Below are 15652 nucleotides of genomic sequence, written 5' to 3' on the forward strand. Positions count from 1 at the left end.
GGGCCTCGCTGGGCGGTGCGACGCGTCAGGCGCTCTCCCTATCCTGGTGGTGCGCGCGGTACCCAGCAGATCGCGAAGGGGTTGAGGCGCTATCCTAGGCCTTACCAGCCTGGCCCCCTTCATGGGACGCTGGCCTGGAGGAGCGCCATGAACCCGTCTGAACTCCCCGCGGTCCTCTACGTCGACGATGACGCGCTGAACCTCCGGGTCTTCGACGCGAACTTCGGGCAGCGCTTCCGCATCTTTCGCAGCTCCTCGCCCAGCGAGGCGTTGGCGCTCCTGGAGCAGCGCAGGGGCGAGATTGGCGTCATCCTCTCCGACCAGCGGATGCCCGGCATGACGGGCGTGGAGCTGCTGGAGCGGGCGCGCACGATTGCGCCGGACGCCAAGCGCATGCTCGTCACGGCCTACGCGGACATGCAGGCCGTCATCGACGCCGTCAACCGCGGCCAGGTGACGCGCTACTTCGTCAAGCCGTGGGACCGGACGGAGCTCCAGGCCGCGCTCGATGACGCGCTCAAGATTGCCCGACTGGAGCTGCGCATCCGCGAGGTGGAAGGGCGCATGATGAAGTCTGAGCGTCTGGCCACCCTGGGACAGGTGACGGCGGGTATCGCGCACGAGCTGATGGGGCCGGTGGGCTACCTGTCGCAGAACGTGGCGTCGCTGCAGCGCGACCTGGGCAGCGTCATCCAGTACGTGTCGCGGCACCTGCAGACGGACCCCGACCCCTCCGTGGCGGAGACGGTGGAGGACCTGCCCGCCCTCATCAAGGACCTCGCGGACGGCGCCGAGCACCTGCGGCAGGTGGCACTGGGGCTGCGAGCCCAGGCCCGCGGTGAGGACCTGGAGGCCACGGCGGACGTCGCGGAAGTGGTGTCCTTCGCAGTGAAGCTGGCGCGCGCCGAGGTGCGGGAGCGGGCGCGGCTGACGAGCAACGGCGAGCCCGTGCGCGTCACCTTCGGCCCGGTGAAGCTGTGCCAGGTGCTGCTCAACCTCATCGTCAACGCGGCGCAGGCCATGGGCACCACGGGACGTCCCGGGCGCATCGAGGTCCGGTGGACACTGCGTCCCGACGACGTGGTGCTCACGGTGGCGGACAACGGCTGCGGCATTCCCATGGAGCTGCAGGAGCGCGTCTTCCAGCCCATGTTCACCACCAAGCCCGTGGGCGTGGGAACCGGACTGGGCCTGTCCATCTGCCGGGAGCTCGTCACGCAGTTCGGCGGCAGCCTCCGGTTGTCCTCCACGCAAGGGGAGGGCACCGAAATCGAAATCACCCTCCGGCGAGCCCCGCTCCCCTGATTCCGAAAGCGTTGCTGAGCATGCGCCATACGCGGTGAAGCGTCTGCGTCTCGGAGGCGCGGATGTCCTCCACCAGCACCGCGCGGCGCAGCGGGCCCTCCGCGTCGGTTGGCGCGTACTCCACCACCAGTGCGTAACGGGGACCGGGGCGCTCCACCATGTGGACGGCCCGCACCGCGTCGAAGGGCACCACCGCCGCGCGGGTGGCGCCCGGTGACCAGGCCAGTTGCTCCAATCGGAGGGATTCGGAGCGGAAGTGCAGGACGAAGCGCCGGCGGCCCAGCCGGGACTCCCATTTGAGGGCCAGACCCACCAGGGCCGCCGCGAGCAATCCCAGGGCGAAGGCCGCCGTCGCGCCTTCCCGGACGCCCACCAGGATGGCGGCGCCCACCGCACACCCCAGTCCTACGCCGACGAACAGCCCGGGCAGGACACGCCGCTCCCAGGGCGGCGGCAGGGATTCGCCCACCAGCCGGCCGCCGTCATAACGCAGCCGCACGTCGCCCAGCCGCCCGGGTACCCGGTTGTCCTGCAATGCGTCCTGAAAGCTCGCCACAACTCCAGCATAGCGGGCCTCAAATGCGGGCTTCGTAGTTGGAAGTGAGCTGTGCGAATCTGCGCGGCCATGGAGTTCCCGTTCGAAACCGGTGAGGGTGAAGGAGGGGAAGGGGGGACGCTCGCCTCGACGGTGCTGGTGGTGGATGACGAGCCCGTCGTGCTGGACATCTGTGCCCGCCTTCTGGAGCGAGATGCCGACCTGGTTGTGACGCTGGCCGCGAGCGCGGAGGAAGCCCTCCCGCTGCTGGCCGAGCAGCGCTTCGACGTCCTGGTGACGGACAAGAACCTGCCTGGCATGGGCGGCGTGGAGCTCATCGCCGAGGCGCGCCGTCTCCAGCCGTCCATGGAAGCGGTGATGATTACCGGCTACGCCAGCTCCGAAAGCGTCGTCGCCGCCTTCGCCGCGGGCGCCAGTGACTACATCCTCAAGCCTTTTGACGACTTGCGGGTGCTGCGCGCCAAGGTGCGCGCCGCCCTGGAGCGCCGGACTGCGGGCCTGCTCGTGCGGGAGCAGGCCCGGGAGGTGGCCCGCGAGGCCGCGGCCCTCCTGGCCTCCGGACAGGACGCGCCGGAGCTCGCCTACGAAGTCCTGGAGGCGGAGCTGCGGGCCTACGAGGAAGCGGTGCGCCTGGGCCTCAATGGCCGGATAGCCGTCGTGGGCAGCGCGAATACCGTCACCGTTCTTCAGGACGCTGGGTTCGAGGCGGTAGAGCTGCCGCCCTACGCCCCCGAACTGGAGCGCGTGGACGTCGTCATCGTGGAGACGGGCGACCCCCAGTGGCGCACGCTGGCCGAGCGCCTTCAGCGCAGACCGCCCGACGTGCTGCTGCTCGCCAGTCCCCAGTCGGACCTGGGTGATTTGTTGGAGGCGATTACGCTGCGCATGGACCTGGTGGGCTTCGGCACCAGCCAGGGTGCCGTCGCGCTGCCGGAGAAGGTGCGCATGTTGCTGCTGCGCCGGGGCGTGCAGCGGGCGCAAGATCGGCTCGCCGCAGCGCTCGCCGCCTTCCGGCAGAGCATCGCCGCGCCGCTTCCCTGAAGAACCCCATTGAGACGTGAGGAGGCGCGCGCGGGCCGGGCCTCGAAAGAGGCGCCGAGCCCCGTGGGGGCCGTCGCATACTGCCGACGTCTGGCCCGCAAAAGCGAAACGCCCACCTTCTTTTCAGAAGGTGGGCGCCTCAGTGTGACCCTGCCGGGATTCGAACCCGAGTTTGAGCCGTGAGAGGGCTCCGTCCTAACCGCTAGACGACAGGGCCGATACTTGTTTCAACCGCCGCTAACTGCCCGCGATTTCTACCTTTTTTCGTCTGCCCTCGTCAACCTTTTTTGTTTCGTCCTGCTCAGGTTGCTTCGGACCGACGAGCACTGCAACTACGGGACTACAAGCTGGGGAACTAGGATTCGAACCTAGATAAGCAGAGTCAGAGTCTGCTGTCCTGCCGTTAGACGATTCCCCAAGGACCTGCTCGACTGCGGCGCTTCTCTACCAATACCACTTCGGGACTGCAACAACTTCGGTGCGGCGTTTACTTCTTCCTGCTCTTCGTCGTCTCCGGCTTCTTGGCGGGCTTGGCTGCCTGCTGGGTCGGGACGATGTAGATGCGAACTTCGTCGTTCGCCTCGTAAATGTTCAGCCCCGCGAAGTTCTTCCCCGAGGGGTTGCTGATGTGAACCGCCTTGACGCCCGGCTGGTTCACGATCTGCCGGCGGGGGTAACCGCTCGTCGAGTAGACCGCGCGGTAGTACTCCAGCGTGCCATCGAAATCCCTGGGCGACCGGTAGCGATTCTCACCGACCCGCTTGGACCCATCCGGCAACTGCGCGCCATTGATGACTTCGGCGCCCGCTGAAACCGCCCAGAGCGCCACCAGCGCCGCTCCGAGCGGGCGCGCCTTATAGAAACCGCGTTTCAGGCTGTCAAGGGCACGCATCATGGGTCCGAAAGATAGGGGCCTGGGCTGCCGACGTCCACCGCTACCTGCGCCTGACAGCTCAACCGCGCGTCAGCGCCGCGTCGATGCGCAGCAGGGATTCGTCGCGGCCCACCAGCACCAGCGTCTCGCCGATGCCCGGGCTGGTGGTGTTGCCGGTGAGTGCCACGCGGATGGGCTGCGCCACCTTGCCCATGCCGACGCTGGAGGCCTCGCTCACCTGCTTCACCACGCCGTCCAGCGCCTCCACCGACCACTCCGGCAGCGCGGCGAGCGTCTCGCGCACCTTTCGCAGCAGGTTGAGGGACTCTCCGGAGAGGTGCTTGGTGGCGGCCTTCTCGTCCAGGGTGATGCCGGAGCGGAAGTAGACGTTGGCCGCGGTGGTGGCGATGTCTTCCAGGGTGTTGGAGCGCTCGCGCAGCGTGCGCACCAGCGTCTCCAGCCGCGGGTCGCCCTGCGCCTGGATGCCCTTCGCCTCCATGAAGGGGAGCAGCCGCTCCACCACGGTCTCCACCGGCAGCTGCTTCATCCACTGCTGGTTGAGCCACAGCAGCTTCTCCGGGTTCCACACGCCGGAGGTGGTGCCCACGTCGCTGAAGTCGAACCACTCGAGCATCTGCTCGCGGCTGATGACCTCGTCGTTGCCGTGGCTCCAGCCCAGGCGGATGACGAAGTTGAGCAGCGCCTCCGGCATGACGCCGTTGCGCTTGTGCACCATCACGTCCGCTTCCGGGTGCTTGCGCTTGGACAGCTTCTCGCGGTCCGGGCCCAGGATGAGCGGCAGGTGGGCGAAGTCGGGAGGCGTCCACCCCAGCGCCTGGTACAGCATCAGCTGCGGGAAGGTGGAGTTGACGTGCTCCTGGCCGCGCGCGACCAGGGTGATGTCCATCAGGTGGTCATCAATGACACACCCGAAGTTGTACACGGGGATGCCGTCCGCCCGCATCATGACCCAGTCATCCAGGTCGCTGTGCGTCTTGGTGATGGTGCCCAGCGCCTTGTCGGTGAAGGACACGGAACCGTCACCCGCGGGCATCTTGAAGCGGATGACCGCGTCCGCGGCGTTGCGGCCGGCGGGGGGCTCGGTCCGCTCACGGCAGGTGCCCGGGTACTTGAACGCGCCGCCCGCCTTCTCCGCCACCTGCCGCTGCGCGTCGAGGTCCTCCTTCGTGCAGTAGCACCGGTAGGCCTTGCCCTCGGCGATGAGCTGGTCGGCGTGCTTGCGGTAGGTGTCCAGCCGCTGCATCTGGAAGTAGGGGGCGTAGGGGCCTTCCTTACCGGGGCCCTCATCCCAGTCGATGCCCAGCCAGTTCAGTCCGTCCAGGATGGCCTGCACCGACTCCGGGGTGGAGCGGCCCTGGTCCGTGTCCTCCATGCGAAGGACGAAGGTGCCGCCCTGGCGCCGCGCCTGCAGGAAATTCATCAGCGCCGTACGGGCACCGCCAATGTGAAGGTAACCGGTAGGCGAGGGAGCGAAGCGGACGCGAAGGGCAGGAGGCATACGGGCGCGCGGATTAGCAGGGCGTGGATGGAGGGTCAACGCGGAGGGACTTTCCTGGAGTAAGTTGGATGGCCAGGGAGAACTCGTATGTCGATTCGTCAGGTAGTTCGCACGTTGCTCCTGGCTGTCCTCCTGGTGGGCGTGCCCGCGACCGCCACCACCCAGCTCCGCGTGGACCTGTCCGGGCTCGCGGTAGGCGCGGACACCGTGGTCCACGGTGTCGTCCGGCGCGTGGAGAGCCGCTGGAGCGGCGACAAGATGCGCATCCTCACCGACGTCGAAATCCAGGTGACGGAATCGCTCAAGGGCCAGCCTGGAAGCACGGTGCTCGTCACCCAGCCCGGGGGCCGCATGGGGGACATTGGCCAGGTGGTGCACGGCCTGGCGTCCTTCACGCCGGGCGAGGAGGTGGTGGTCTTCCTGCAGAAGCGCGGACCCCGTGCCTTCCGCGTGTCCGACATGGCGCAGGGCAAGTTCCAGGTGAAGCGCGAGGGAAAGACGGCGCTGGCCGTCCCGGAGCCCACCGAGTCGCAGCTGCTGGACCCCGTCACCCGCAAGCCGGCCGCGTCCGCGCTCCAGTCCATGACGCTGGTGGAGCTGAAGGCCGCCATCCGTGAAGCCCTTGGGGAGCAGACGCCGTGATGCTGCTCGCGCCCCTGATGCTGGCCCTGACCCTGGGCCAGGTGGACCCCTACGTCCGCAGCCGTGTCGATGCGGGTGACACGCGCACGCAGTGCCTCTTCTGGACGTCCAATCGCGTCGTCTGGAACCAGAGCACCTACGGCAACCCGGACACGGCGGGTGACTCCGAGTTCGACGCGATTCGCGCCTCCTTCCAGAGCTGGCAGACCATCTTCGCCGAGTGCGGCAACCTCACGTTGGTGGAAGGCCCGCGCGTGGACGAACGCCAGGTGGGCTACCGGCGCCAGGGAAACAACACCAACCTGGTGCTGTTCCGCACCCGGGACTGCAACACCGTGGCGCCCGCGAGCGATGCGTGCTGGGACGACGACACGTGTGCCAACACGTATGACTGCTGGGATGACGACGACAACACCATCGCCATCACGCTCACCACGTACGACGAGCGCTCCGGCATCATCTACGACTCGGACATCTCCTTCAACGCGGCGCGCTTCTCCTTCACGACGGCGAACGGCGGCACGTGCTTCCCTCCGGTGACAACCCACTGCGTGGCCACCGACGTGCAGAACACCGCCACGCACGAGGTCGGCCACCTCATCGGTCTGGACCACACGCGCGCCACCGGCTCCACCATGAACCCCAGCGCGCCGCCGGGAGAGGTGTCCAAGCGCGTGGTGGACTCGGGCTCGCGCGGCTTCGTCTGTGACGCCTACCCCCAGGGGCAGGCCAGCCAGTCGTGCCTCCACCCGGTGACGTCCATCGACCTGGGACCCAAGGCTGGAGGCTGCTCCGCGGCGGGGCCGGGTGGGGCGCTGTCCCTGGTGGCCGTCTGGTCACTGTGGCTGGCGCTCCGCCGCCGTCGCGAGGAGGCGGTCCGGTGAGGAAGGCGCTGGCGCTCGCGGCCGCGTGCCTGGCCACCTCCGCTCAAGCGCAGATGGACGAGGAGCCGTCCTACCGCCGCACCGTGGTGCCCAGGCACCCGCTGTGCCTGGTGTGGCCGGTGCGTGAGTATGTCTACCACCTGGATGCGGCGGGCAGCGCGCGCACGCCTGGAGACTCCGAGGTAGCGGCCATCGAGGCGTCCTTCGACTCGTGGCGGAACATCTCCGACGGGTGCAGCGACTACCGGTTCACCCGGGGCGAGGACTGGCGAGCGCCGATCGCCGTGGGCTACGACGAGACGCGTCCCCGGGACAACTACAACATCATCACGTTCCGGGAGACGTCGTGCCGCGACGTTGCCCCGGCGGATGATGCGTGCTGGACCGAAGAGACGTGCGGCAACGTCTACCAGTGCTGGGAGCATCCGTCTGGGACCATCGGCCTCACCACGTCCACGTTCTCCTATCGGGACGGGCGGGTGTTGGACTCGGACATCGAGCTGAACGCGTCCCAGCCGGCACGGGGCTATGGCTTCCTCTTCACCACGGTGGACTCACCGGTGTGTGAAGGCGAGCCCTCGGTGGACTGCGTGGCCACGGACATCCAGAACACCATGACGCACGAGATTGGCCACGTGGTGGGGCTGGACCATGTCTTCGTCCCGGGCGCCACCATGGAGGCCACCGCGCCTCCGGGAGAGACGCGCAAGCGCGTCATCGACTCGGGGTCAGCCGCCGGGTTCTGTGACATCTACCCGCGTCACCTGCCGCCCACCCAGTGCTTCGTGCGGGAGGGGGCGGGTTTTGCGTTGAAGGCGGACGGCCGGGGCAGCGGCTGCGCGGCGGCACCGGGTCCGGTGGCGCTGGGGCTGGTCGCGCTCGTCCTGATGCGTGTGCGGCGGCGTGCAGTCCACGCTGCGGCGTCCTTCCGGCGGGATTAGAGGTCCAGGCGTGGCCGTCGCATTCTTCGACTTGGACAAGACGCTCATCGCCGCCAACTCGGGCTCGCTGTGGATTCGCCGCGAGCTCGAGCTGGGGCACATCTCCCGCTTCCAGGCGCTGCGCGCCAGCCTCTGGATCGCGCGCTACCACCTGGGCTTCGTGTCCATGCAGGACGCCGTGGCGCGCGCGATTGCCCAGCTCGCCGGTACTCCCGCGAAGCCGCTCCAGGAGCGCACCGTCGTGTTCTACGAGGAGCACGTGCGGCCGCTCTACCGGCCCGGAGCCTGGGCCGTGCTGGACGCGCACCGGCGCGCCGGAGAGCGGCTCGTCCTGTTGACGTCGTCCACGGGCTACCTGTCGGAGCTGGTGGCGCGGGAGCTGGGACTGGACGCGGTGCTGTGCAACCGCTTCGAGGTCGATGGCGAGGGCCTCCACACCGGACGCGCCCTGGGGACCATCTGCTTCGGCGAGGGCAAGCGCGTCTGTGCCGAGGCCTACGTGCGCGAGGTGGGCGTGGCTCTGTCGGCGTGCGCCTTCTACACCGATTCGTATTCGGACCTGTCGGTAATGGAGGTGGTGGGGCGGCCCGTGGCCGTCCACCCAGACCACCGGCTGCGGCGCCACGCCCGGAAGCGGGGCTGGCCGGTGGTGGACTGGGGTGTGCCGCCCGGCGGCGATGTGCCGGCCGTTCCGCCGGCGCCACCCGTGGTGCCCTCCACCGGACCCTGATGCGCGCCGGGTCCGGCGGGGACGGTCAGCGATGCATCCTCAGCGGCGCGGTGCCACCAGGCGCATGCTGAAGGTGTAGTCCACGTTCACCGGGTAGCCCTTGTAGACGATGGGCTTGTAGGTGCGGGACGTGAGGGCATCGAGCACCGCGCGCTCCATGTGGGCCACGGACTTGATGGTCCGGCACTTCTCCACGCGGCCCTGCTGGGTGATGGTGCAGCGGACAATCATCACGCCGCTCGACTTCGCGGCCATCGCTTCGCGCGTGTAGATGATGTCCTTGCCCTGGTCGACCATCTCCGGGCGAGGCATGTCCTCGTTGTAGGGGAGCACGTCGCCACGCGCGGAGGCCACCGCTGCGGTGGGGAGGACCGGCAGCGCGAGCCCGGTCGCTGAGCCCTTGGCCGGAGCCGCGTCGGTTGCCGAGGCCGTGGCGCCTCCGACGGCCGCCGCGACAGGGAGCTCCGTGGCGGGCGAGGCCGTGGGGGCGAGCATCACCGGCGCGGACATGCCGCCCGGCGTGGCCACCGGCTCGACTTCCTCCGCCGTCTCATCCGCGCTCACGGAGGCCACCTCGACTTGCCGGCCGCCGCCCGCGCCGCCCCGGCGCTTCTGGAGCTTCTGCGACAGCACCACCTCGCCGGTACCGCCCGTGACGACGGTCTCCATCTGGTAGCCCTCCATCGCGAAGGTCAGCTCCACCGTGACGGAGCCATCCTGTCCCGACGGAATCTCCAGGGTGAAGGGCGTGACGCCTCGCTCCTTGCCCCGGTAGAAGACGCGGGCGCCGGAGGGCTGGCTCATCAGCTTGAAGCGAACCTTGCCCGCGTTGGCGGTGGCAGCGGGCTCGGCGGCAGGCTCCGCGGCGGGTGCGGCGGCGACGGGCGCCGGGGCCTCCGTTTGGGGCGCGGGGGCAGGCGGCGCCGCTTCCTTGTTCGCCATGAAGAACACCGCGCCGCCCGCGATGAGGCCCGCCACCACGAGGCCGCCCAGGCCACCCGTGAGCAGCGTGCGCTGCCGGGCGCGCTCGACGTCCTTGGGCACCTCCACGCTGATGTCCACTGCCAGCGTGTCACCGGATTCGGTGTTGTTTCCCACGTTGGAGAACAGCGCGGGGGACGGGTAGGGGCCCGTCGTCGTCGCGCCGCCGGGCCGCTTGAAGATGCCGCTGTTGCCGCCCGCGGCCATGCTCGCTTCACGCAGGCCCTCCAGCAACTCGTCCATCGTCTGGTAGCGCCGCGCCGGGTCCTTCTCCAGGCAGCGCCGCACCACCGCCTCGATTTCCGGCGGGATATGGAGGTCCGGACGCACCTGCTGGAAGGTGGGCGGAGCTTCCTTGTAATGGGCGAAGATGAGCTCGATGTGGTCGCGCGCGATGAACGGCGGACGCCCCATCAGCATCTGGAAGAGCACGATGCCCAGCGAGTACACGTCGCTGCGCGCGTCGGTGGCGTTGCGCGCCTGCTCGGGCGCCATGTACTGCGGCGAGCCCAGGAACGTGCCGTTCTGGGTGATTTCGGGGGAGAGTTGCCCCTCCTGGGGCGCCGCCACCGACTTCACCAGGCCGAAGTCCAGCACCTTGACCAGGTCCTGATCCTGCTCGTTGAGGAGCATGATGTTGGCCGGCTTCAGGTCGCGGTGGATGATGCCCAGGCTGTGCGCCTCGCGCAGTGAGCGGCAGATCTGCTGGGTGACGGAGATGGCGCGGGACCACGCCAGCGGGCCGACCTGCCCCAGCACCTGGGCCAGCGTCCGGCCGTCCAGGTACTCCATGGCGATGTAGAAGATGCCGTCGTCCGTCTGCCCGTAGTCGATGACGGTGACGGTGTTGGGATGGCGCAGCTTGGACGTCAGCGACGCCTCGCGCAGGAAGCGCTTCTGGAAGCCAGGGTCCCTGCTGCTGGGGAAGCTGGGGTTGAGCACCTTGAGCGCCACCACACGCTCGAGCGGTGCCTGCAGGGCCCGGTAGACCTTGCCCATGCCCCCGATGCCCAACGGTTCCAGGACGCTGAAGCGGCCGTTCAGGGTCCGCCCGATGAGAGGATCCGCGCCCGTTCCAGCGGGTGCCTCGGGATTCGGCGAGTCGCCCTTGATCATTCGTAGCCCCATACAGCAAGCAACATCGGTTCTCCTGAAGTGTCGCCGCACTTCATCAAACCATACCTGCCGCGCGCTTCGCACCAGGGGGCTGTCCGATCCAGCACGTCTGATGCCTTCCGTTGCCGCCATCACTCGCCCATCCGTGTGAGAGTGGATGCCGGTTAGCCCGCATTGACGCTTCTTTGTCTGACAGACTAGCGTGCTCCAATCCCGCGCTTCAGTGACAGGCGGGAGTTCCCCCGATGGCAGACACCCCAGACAATTCCATGGTCGCGCAGTCGCGCCGTCTCTCTGTCGAGGAGCGGCTGAGCCAGCTCGAGGAGGAGCAGGTCCAGCTGCGCCAGGAGCTGGCGTCGCTGGCGGGTGAGCTGCGACTGCCGGGCATGTACCTGGCGGTGGACGCGGCGGGTACCAGCGCGCTGATGGACGCCGAGACGGTGCAGGAGGTGGTGCGGCTGGTGGAGCTGGAGCCGTTGCCCGGGGCGCCCGCGCACGTGGCGGGGACCTTCGTCTACCGGGGCAGCCCGGCCGTCGTCGTGGACCTTGCGGCGCTCCTGGGGGTGAAGCGAGAGGCCTCCCTGGATGCGCACCTGGTCGTCTGCGGCGGCGGCGCGCGGACGGTGGCGGTGCTGGTGGACCGCGTGCGTGACCTGGTGGAGTCCCCGGTGCTGGTGGACGGGACGCCGGATGGGACGTCGCCGCTGCCGTGGGATGCCAGCGGTCTGATGGCGGGCCTGTGCCGGACGCCCGAAGGCGTGCGCCCGTTGCTTCGGACGTCCGCGGTGCTCGTGGGGCCGGAGGCGCCGTGAGCGAGGGCGTGCTCGACGACGCGACGCTGTCCCGGGTCGAGGACGTCCTCCAGTCGGCCTGCGGGGTGACGTTGGCGCGCAGCCTGCGCCGCTCGCTGGAGACGGCGCTGGGCCGGGCCGCGCGTTCGCGAGGCCTGGAGCCCGACGCCTTCCTGCGCAAGCTGCTGGTGCGCGAGGCCGCGGCGGTGGAGTGCTTCATCGAGCACGCCGTCATTGGCGAAACGTACTTCTTCCGTCACCCGGAGCACCTGCGCGCCCTGGCGCGCCTGGCGCAGACGCACCCAGCCCCGTGCTTCCAGGTGTGGAGCGCGGGCTGCGCCAGCGGCGAGGAGCCCTACAGCATCGCCATGGCCTTGATGGCGGAGGGTTTGCCCGAAGGCCGCTTCCGCGTACTGGCGACGGACGTGTCGGGCCGGGCGCTCCAGCGCGCGCGGGATGGCGTGTACGGTCCGTGGTCCCTGCGCCGCATCGAGCCGGAGCAGGAGAAGCGCTTCCTGGTCGCCAACGGCGACGACTACTCCGTCATCCCCCAGGTCCGGCGCGCCGTGGAGTTCCGGCGCCACAACCTGGCCGTGGACCCGCCGCCCTTCATGGGCCTGGGCGCCATCTTCTGCCGCAACGTGCTCATCTACTTCCCGACGGAACTCGCGCGGGAGGTGCTGAAGCGCTTCATCTCCGCGCTGGCTCCCGGTGGGCTGCTCTTCGTCTCTCCGGCGGAGGTGCCGCTCACCAATGGCCTGGGTCTGGAGACAGTGGACGCCGAGGGCAGCGTGGCGCTTCGGGTCCCCGTGCCTGGGGCTCCTCGCGCCGTGACGCCAGAGGCGCGGCTTCCTCGCCTGGGGGCGGGCCGGAATCAGGTGTCCTCGGCGGTGCCGCCTGCCGGGTGGCCTCAGGCGCTGGACGATTCAAGGGCGCGCCGCGCGCGCGTGCCGGCTTGGGGTGCGAAGCCATCGACAGGCGAAGGGCCTCTGACGTCCGGCACGTCCCTGGGGGACTCCCGTGTCGGCTCGGTGTCCGGCCGCACGGCGTCGGGTCTGGCGGGAGCGTCTGTCCGTTCTGCTTCGTCAGCCGCGGGGGATTTCTCCGCGACGGGGGCTTCGCCCGGCGCTATCGACTCGCGCGGGGCGGAGGGGCGTCCATCTCCAAGCGAGCCTGGGACGTCGCGTCCTGCGTGGGCCTCGTCAACGCCAGCCGCCGCCACTCACGCCGTGCCGCGGTCCGTGGACGCACTCGCCGCCGAGGAGGTTCCTCCCCTGGAGCGCGCCATCATCGCGGCGCGCGCGGGACACTTCGAGGAGGCGGAGGCGCTGGCGCGCGAGGCCGCGAAGGCGCTCGTTCCCGAGGCGTACCTGCTGCTCTCCATGGTGGCCGAGGTTCGTGGCGACCTGAACGGGGCGGTGGAGGCGGTTCGCAAGGCGCTGTACCTGGAGCCCCGGTTGGCGCTGGGGCACGCCACGCTGGTGGCCCTCTATGGGCGCATGGAGCGGCCCGAGGACGCGGAGCGTGCGCGGCAGAACGCCCTGCGCGCGCTGGACGGACTGGATGATGAACACCCGCTGCGTGGGGTGGAGACGATGACGGCCGGCGGCCTGAGGCAGGCCCTGGCGCCAGTCGAGCAGGCTGGCTGGCATGGAGTGCGCTGAGAGGCGCGCGCTCCGCACGAGGTGGGAGGCAACGTGGACGTCAAAGGGACACACCTGACACCGCCGGGCCGCGCGCCGGGGAGCAGGCTCAGTCTGCGGATGAAAATCCTCGCGCTCACCGGGGCGACGGGGGGGCTGGTGGCCGTCATCCTCATCACCACGACGTGGATGCAGATGGGCGACGCGCTTCGCAATGACCTGTCCCGCCGCGCCAACTCGGTGAGCGTGGAGCTGGCGAAGACGCTGACGCCCGTGCTGGGCGCGAAGCGCGACCCGGAGCGGCTCCAGGAGCTGGTTCAGGGCGCGCTGAGCCTGGGGCCCGAGGTCGCCTATGTCCGCATCCATGACGCGGACGGCATCCTCCTGGGCGAGGCCGCCGCGGAGCGCTACGACGGCGAGGCGCAGGCTCCGGCCTCCGTCGAAGGCGATGCCTCGGTGCTCCGCCGCAGGTCGGTGAAGGGCACGGGCCTGGTGGAGACGACGACGCCGGTGCTCGCGGCCGGCTCCACCGCGCATCTGGGCACCCTCCAGCTGGCGCTCCACGAGGAGGGGCTGAGCCAGACGCTGCGGGAGGCCACGCGCTTCACGGCCATCATCAGCCTGCTCGTGCTGGTGGCCTGCCTGGTGGCGGCATGGCTGGTGTCCGGGATGCTCGTGGTGCCGCTGGAGCGGCTGGCGCGCGCGGCGGCGGGCATCGCGGCGGGGGATTTGCGCCAGCAGGTGGACCTCCAGGGCTCGGATGAGATTGGCGACGTGGCGCGCAGCTTCGCGGTGATGACGGACGCGCTCTCCCACCTGCTGCAGGACCTGCGCAGCGCGGCGGCGGAGATGGAGCGCGAGGCGGCGGGCGTGCTGGCCACCTCCACGCAGCAGTCGGCCATGGCCCACCAGCAGGCCTCCGCCATCAACGAGACGAGCACCACGGTGGCGGAGATTGCCCAGACGTCCAAGCAGGCCACGGCCTACGCGGACTCGGTCATCTCCCAGACGCAGAAGTCCGAAGCCCTCAGCGCGGAGGGGCAGAAGGTCGTCAGCGAGAGCGTCTCCGGCATGGAGAACCTGGGCGAGCAGGTGAAGGCCATTGCCCTGTCCATCACCGACCTCAGTGAGCGCACGATGCAGATTGGCGACATCATCGGCACGGTGAAGGACGTGGCCGAGCAGTCCAACCTGCTGGCGCTCAATGCCTCCATTGAAGCGGCCAAGGCCGGGGAGCATGGCCGGGGTTTCGCGGTGGTGGCCACGGAGATGCGCACGCTGGCGGAGCAGTCCCGCATCGCCGCGGAGCAGGTGCGCGGCCTGCTCAACGAGGTGCAGAAGGGGACGAGGCAGGCCGTCAGCGCCACGGAGGAAGGCAGCCGCCGGGCGCAGGCGGCCATGGAGCTGGCTCGCGAGGCGGGGACGACCATCCTGGGCTTGTCGGAGGTCATCCGCGAGTCGTCGGGCGCGGCGCGGCAGATTGCCGGAAACACGCGTCAGCAGACCATTGGCGTGGAGCAGATTTCCACGGCCATGAGCGAGCTGACATCCGCCATGGGAGACTCGGTGGAGAGCACCCGGCGCATCGAACAGGTGTCAGGCAATCTGACCAATCTCTCGAAACGGTTCTCGGACCTGGTGGGTAGGTACCAGTTATGAACGCAAAGGTGCTCATCGTCGAAGACACGAAGACCATCACCAACCTTCTTCAGGTGTACCTGATGGGGTGGGGGTTGGAGTTCTTCGACGCTCCGAATGGCGCGATTGGACTGACCAAGGCGCGGGAGCTCAAGCCGGACCTCATCATCTCCGATGTGCAGATGCCGGAGATGGACGGCTTCGCGCTGTGCGCGGCGATCCGCGCGGACCGGCAACTTCACGACACCCCTTTCATGATGCTCACCTCGCTGAAGGACGATGCGAGCCGGCAGAAGGGCAAGCTGGTGGGTGCCAGCGCCTTCCTCAACAAACCGGTGTCCGTGGACGACCTTCGTTCGAAGGTGCGCGACATCCTGAAGCTGCCCGCGACCCGGTACTGAGCGCATGTCGAAGGACGACGCCAAGATTGATTACGCCGGGCTGCGACGCCAGCTCACCGAGGCGCACTCGCTGCTGGACGGCAAGCAGGGAGTGAGCCCCGAGAAGCGTCGCGAGGTGCTGAGCGCCCGTGCCCGGGCCCTGGCCGAATCCCGCCACGAGGAGCGCCAGGAGGTGCTCTCCGTGCTGGCCTTCACGGTGGGCGGCGAGCGCTATGCGGTGCGAATCGAGCACGTGGACCACGTGATCGAAGCGCGCGGCATCGCCTCGCTGCCCGGTGCTCCCCGGCACGTGCTGGGGGCGCTGGTGAGCCGCTCGCGCGTGGTGCCGGTGTTGGACCTGCGCCAGCTCCTGGGACTGGAGGGTGGCGGCATGTCGGACCTCAGCAAGGTGGTGGTGGTCGAGGCGGATGACAGTGAAGAGGGGTTCGGGCTGGCGGCGGAGTCCGTCGAAGGACGCAAGGAATTGCCGAAGGTGGAGCTGTCTCAGCCTCCGCCTGGGCCGTTCTTGTTTCTCACGCCGGACCGGCTGACCGTGTTGGACCTGGAGCAGCTCGGGGGCCCGTCCGCCACGCGGCCCGAAGGGGAGTAGG

The 15652-nt window shown here is 69.2% G+C and carries 15 protein-coding genes and 2 tRNA genes; 11 read left to right on the plus strand and 6 right to left on the minus strand.

Features of this window, described 5'->3' with window-relative positions; genetic code table 11:
• The first annotated feature begins 147 nt into the window (after positions 1-147).
• Entirely contained in the window at positions 148-1305 is a 1158-nt protein-coding gene (locus tag OZ403_RS13665; RefSeq protein WP_140790155.1) for a sensor histidine kinase, read from the plus strand.
• Here the strand turns inward: OZ403_RS13665 and OZ403_RS13670 are convergent.
• On the minus strand, positions 1277-1861 hold the full coding sequence (locus OZ403_RS13670; RefSeq protein WP_268784380.1) for a hypothetical protein: 585 nt from the start codon (positions 1859-1861) through the stop codon (positions 1277-1279). The two genes, OZ403_RS13665 and OZ403_RS13670, sit on opposite strands and share 29 nt — an antisense overlap.
• 51 nt (positions 1862-1912) lie before the next feature.
• Here OZ403_RS13670 and OZ403_RS13675 point away from each other — a divergent pair, with 51 nt between their 5' ends.
• Complete coding sequence (locus tag OZ403_RS13675; protein WP_140790157.1) at positions 1913-2902, plus strand: response regulator; 990 nt, start codon at positions 1913-1915, stop codon at positions 2900-2902.
• A gap of 145 nt (positions 2903-3047) precedes the next feature.
• On the opposite strand, the gene OZ403_RS13680 is transcribed toward OZ403_RS13675, so the two are convergent.
• From OZ403_RS13680 to gltX, 4 genes are all read right to left on the minus strand, one after another.
• Positions 3048-3119, minus strand: a tRNA-Glu gene (locus OZ403_RS13680).
• A 130-nt stretch (positions 3120-3249) separates the two neighbouring features.
• Positions 3250-3320: transfer RNA gene (locus tag OZ403_RS13685), tRNA-Gln, on the minus strand.
• A gap of 69 nt (positions 3321-3389) precedes the next feature.
• Positions 3390-3797, minus strand: coding sequence for a hypothetical protein (locus tag OZ403_RS13690; RefSeq protein ID WP_011552742.1), 408 nt, complete (start codon positions 3795-3797; stop codon positions 3390-3392).
• Between the two features lie 58 nt (positions 3798-3855).
• On the minus strand, positions 3856-5295 hold the full coding sequence (gene gltX, locus OZ403_RS13695) for a glutamate--tRNA ligase (protein WP_268784381.1): 1440 nt from the start codon (positions 5293-5295) through the stop codon (positions 3856-3858).
• Positions 5296-5382: 87 nt separating this feature from the next.
• Between gltX and OZ403_RS13700 the strand changes: the two genes are divergently transcribed.
• From OZ403_RS13700 to OZ403_RS13715, 4 genes are read left to right on the plus strand one after another with little or no spacing between them, the layout of a single operon-like run.
• The gene (locus OZ403_RS13700) at positions 5383-5937 is read left to right on the plus strand and encodes a hypothetical protein (RefSeq protein WP_011552744.1); all 555 of its coding nucleotides are present in this window, start codon (positions 5383-5385) and stop codon (positions 5935-5937) included.
• On the plus strand, positions 5934-6821 hold the full coding sequence (locus OZ403_RS13705) for a myxosortase-dependent metalloprotease, MXAN_2677/MXAN_2678 family (RefSeq protein WP_140790160.1): 888 nt from the start codon (positions 5934-5936) through the stop codon (positions 6819-6821). The genes OZ403_RS13700 and OZ403_RS13705 overlap by 4 nt, the downstream gene beginning before the upstream one ends.
• Positions 6779-7762, plus strand: a complete 984-nt coding sequence (locus OZ403_RS13710; protein ID WP_140790162.1) for a myxosortase-dependent metalloprotease, MXAN_2677/MXAN_2678 family — start codon at positions 6779-6781, stop codon at positions 7760-7762. Before OZ403_RS13705 ends, OZ403_RS13710 begins: the two co-directional genes overlap by 43 nt.
• Before the next feature lie 10 nt (positions 7763-7772).
• Positions 7773-8492 carry an HAD family hydrolase gene (locus tag OZ403_RS13715; RefSeq protein WP_140790164.1) on the plus strand — a complete coding sequence of 240 codons (720 nt, stop codon included), beginning with the start codon at positions 7773-7775 and terminating at the stop codon, positions 8490-8492.
• A 39-nt stretch (positions 8493-8531) separates the two neighbouring features.
• Here OZ403_RS13715 and OZ403_RS13720 read toward each other — a convergent pair whose 3' ends face one another.
• Complete coding sequence (locus OZ403_RS13720) at positions 8532-10589, minus strand: TonB family protein (RefSeq protein ID WP_140790165.1); 2058 nt, start codon at positions 10587-10589, stop codon at positions 8532-8534.
• A 245-nt stretch (positions 10590-10834) separates the two neighbouring features.
• On the opposite strand from OZ403_RS13720, the gene OZ403_RS13725 reads away from it, so the two are divergent.
• Genes OZ403_RS13725 through OZ403_RS13745 form a run of 5 tightly spaced genes read left to right on the plus strand, consistent with a single transcriptional unit; the run spans position 10835 to position 15651 of the window.
• Positions 10835-11401 (plus strand): chemotaxis protein CheW, encoded by a 567-nt coding sequence (locus OZ403_RS13725; protein ID WP_140790166.1) that lies wholly within the window; start codon positions 10835-10837, stop codon positions 11399-11401.
• Positions 11398-13044 (plus strand): CheR family methyltransferase, encoded by a 1647-nt coding sequence (locus OZ403_RS13730; protein ID WP_140790168.1) that lies wholly within the window; start codon positions 11398-11400, stop codon positions 13042-13044. Before OZ403_RS13725 ends, OZ403_RS13730 begins: the two co-directional genes overlap by 4 nt.
• A 21-nt stretch (positions 13045-13065) precedes the next feature.
• Positions 13066-14682, plus strand: coding sequence for a methyl-accepting chemotaxis protein (locus OZ403_RS13735; protein WP_140790170.1), 1617 nt, complete (start codon positions 13066-13068; stop codon positions 14680-14682).
• Positions 14679-15062, plus strand: coding sequence for a response regulator (locus OZ403_RS13740; protein ID WP_011552752.1), 384 nt, complete (start codon positions 14679-14681; stop codon positions 15060-15062). Before OZ403_RS13735 ends, OZ403_RS13740 begins: the two co-directional genes overlap by 4 nt.
• Before the next feature lie 4 nt (positions 15063-15066).
• On the plus strand, positions 15067-15651 hold the full coding sequence (locus OZ403_RS13745) for a chemotaxis protein CheW (protein WP_140790172.1): 585 nt from the start codon (positions 15067-15069) through the stop codon (positions 15649-15651).
• Position 15652: the final 1 nt, after the last annotated feature.

The organism is Myxococcus sp. NMCA1, from assembly GCF_026810205.1.
GTDB lineage: Bacteria > Myxococcota > Myxococcia > Myxococcales > Myxococcaceae > Myxococcus > Myxococcus xanthus_A.

What these genes read in the sequence shown, in the direction of transcription:
- OZ403_RS13665 (WP_140790155.1), top strand. Translation starts at nt 148, where the DNA reads ATGAACCCGTCTGAACTCCCCGCGGTCCTCTACGTCGACGATGACGCG.
- OZ403_RS13690 (WP_011552742.1), bottom strand. Translation starts at nt 3,797, where the DNA reads ATGATGCGTGCCCTTGACAGCCTGAAACGCGGTTTCTATAAGGCGCGC.
- gltX (WP_268784381.1), bottom strand. Translation starts at nt 5,295, where the DNA reads ATGCCTCCTGCCCTTCGCGTCCGCTTCGCTCCCTCGCCTACCGGTTAC.
- OZ403_RS13700 (WP_011552744.1), top strand. Translation starts at nt 5,383, where the DNA reads ATGTCGATTCGTCAGGTAGTTCGCACGTTGCTCCTGGCTGTCCTCCTG.
- OZ403_RS13720 (WP_140790165.1), bottom strand. Translation starts at nt 10,589, where the DNA reads ATGATCAAGGGCGACTCGCCGAATCCCGAGGCACCCGCTGGAACGGGC.
- OZ403_RS13725 (WP_140790166.1), top strand. Translation starts at nt 10,835, where the DNA reads ATGGCAGACACCCCAGACAATTCCATGGTCGCGCAGTCGCGCCGTCTC.
- OZ403_RS13740 (WP_011552752.1), top strand. Translation starts at nt 14,679, where the DNA reads ATGAACGCAAAGGTGCTCATCGTCGAAGACACGAAGACCATCACCAAC.
- OZ403_RS13745 (WP_140790172.1), top strand. Translation starts at nt 15,067, where the DNA reads ATGTCGAAGGACGACGCCAAGATTGATTACGCCGGGCTGCGACGCCAG.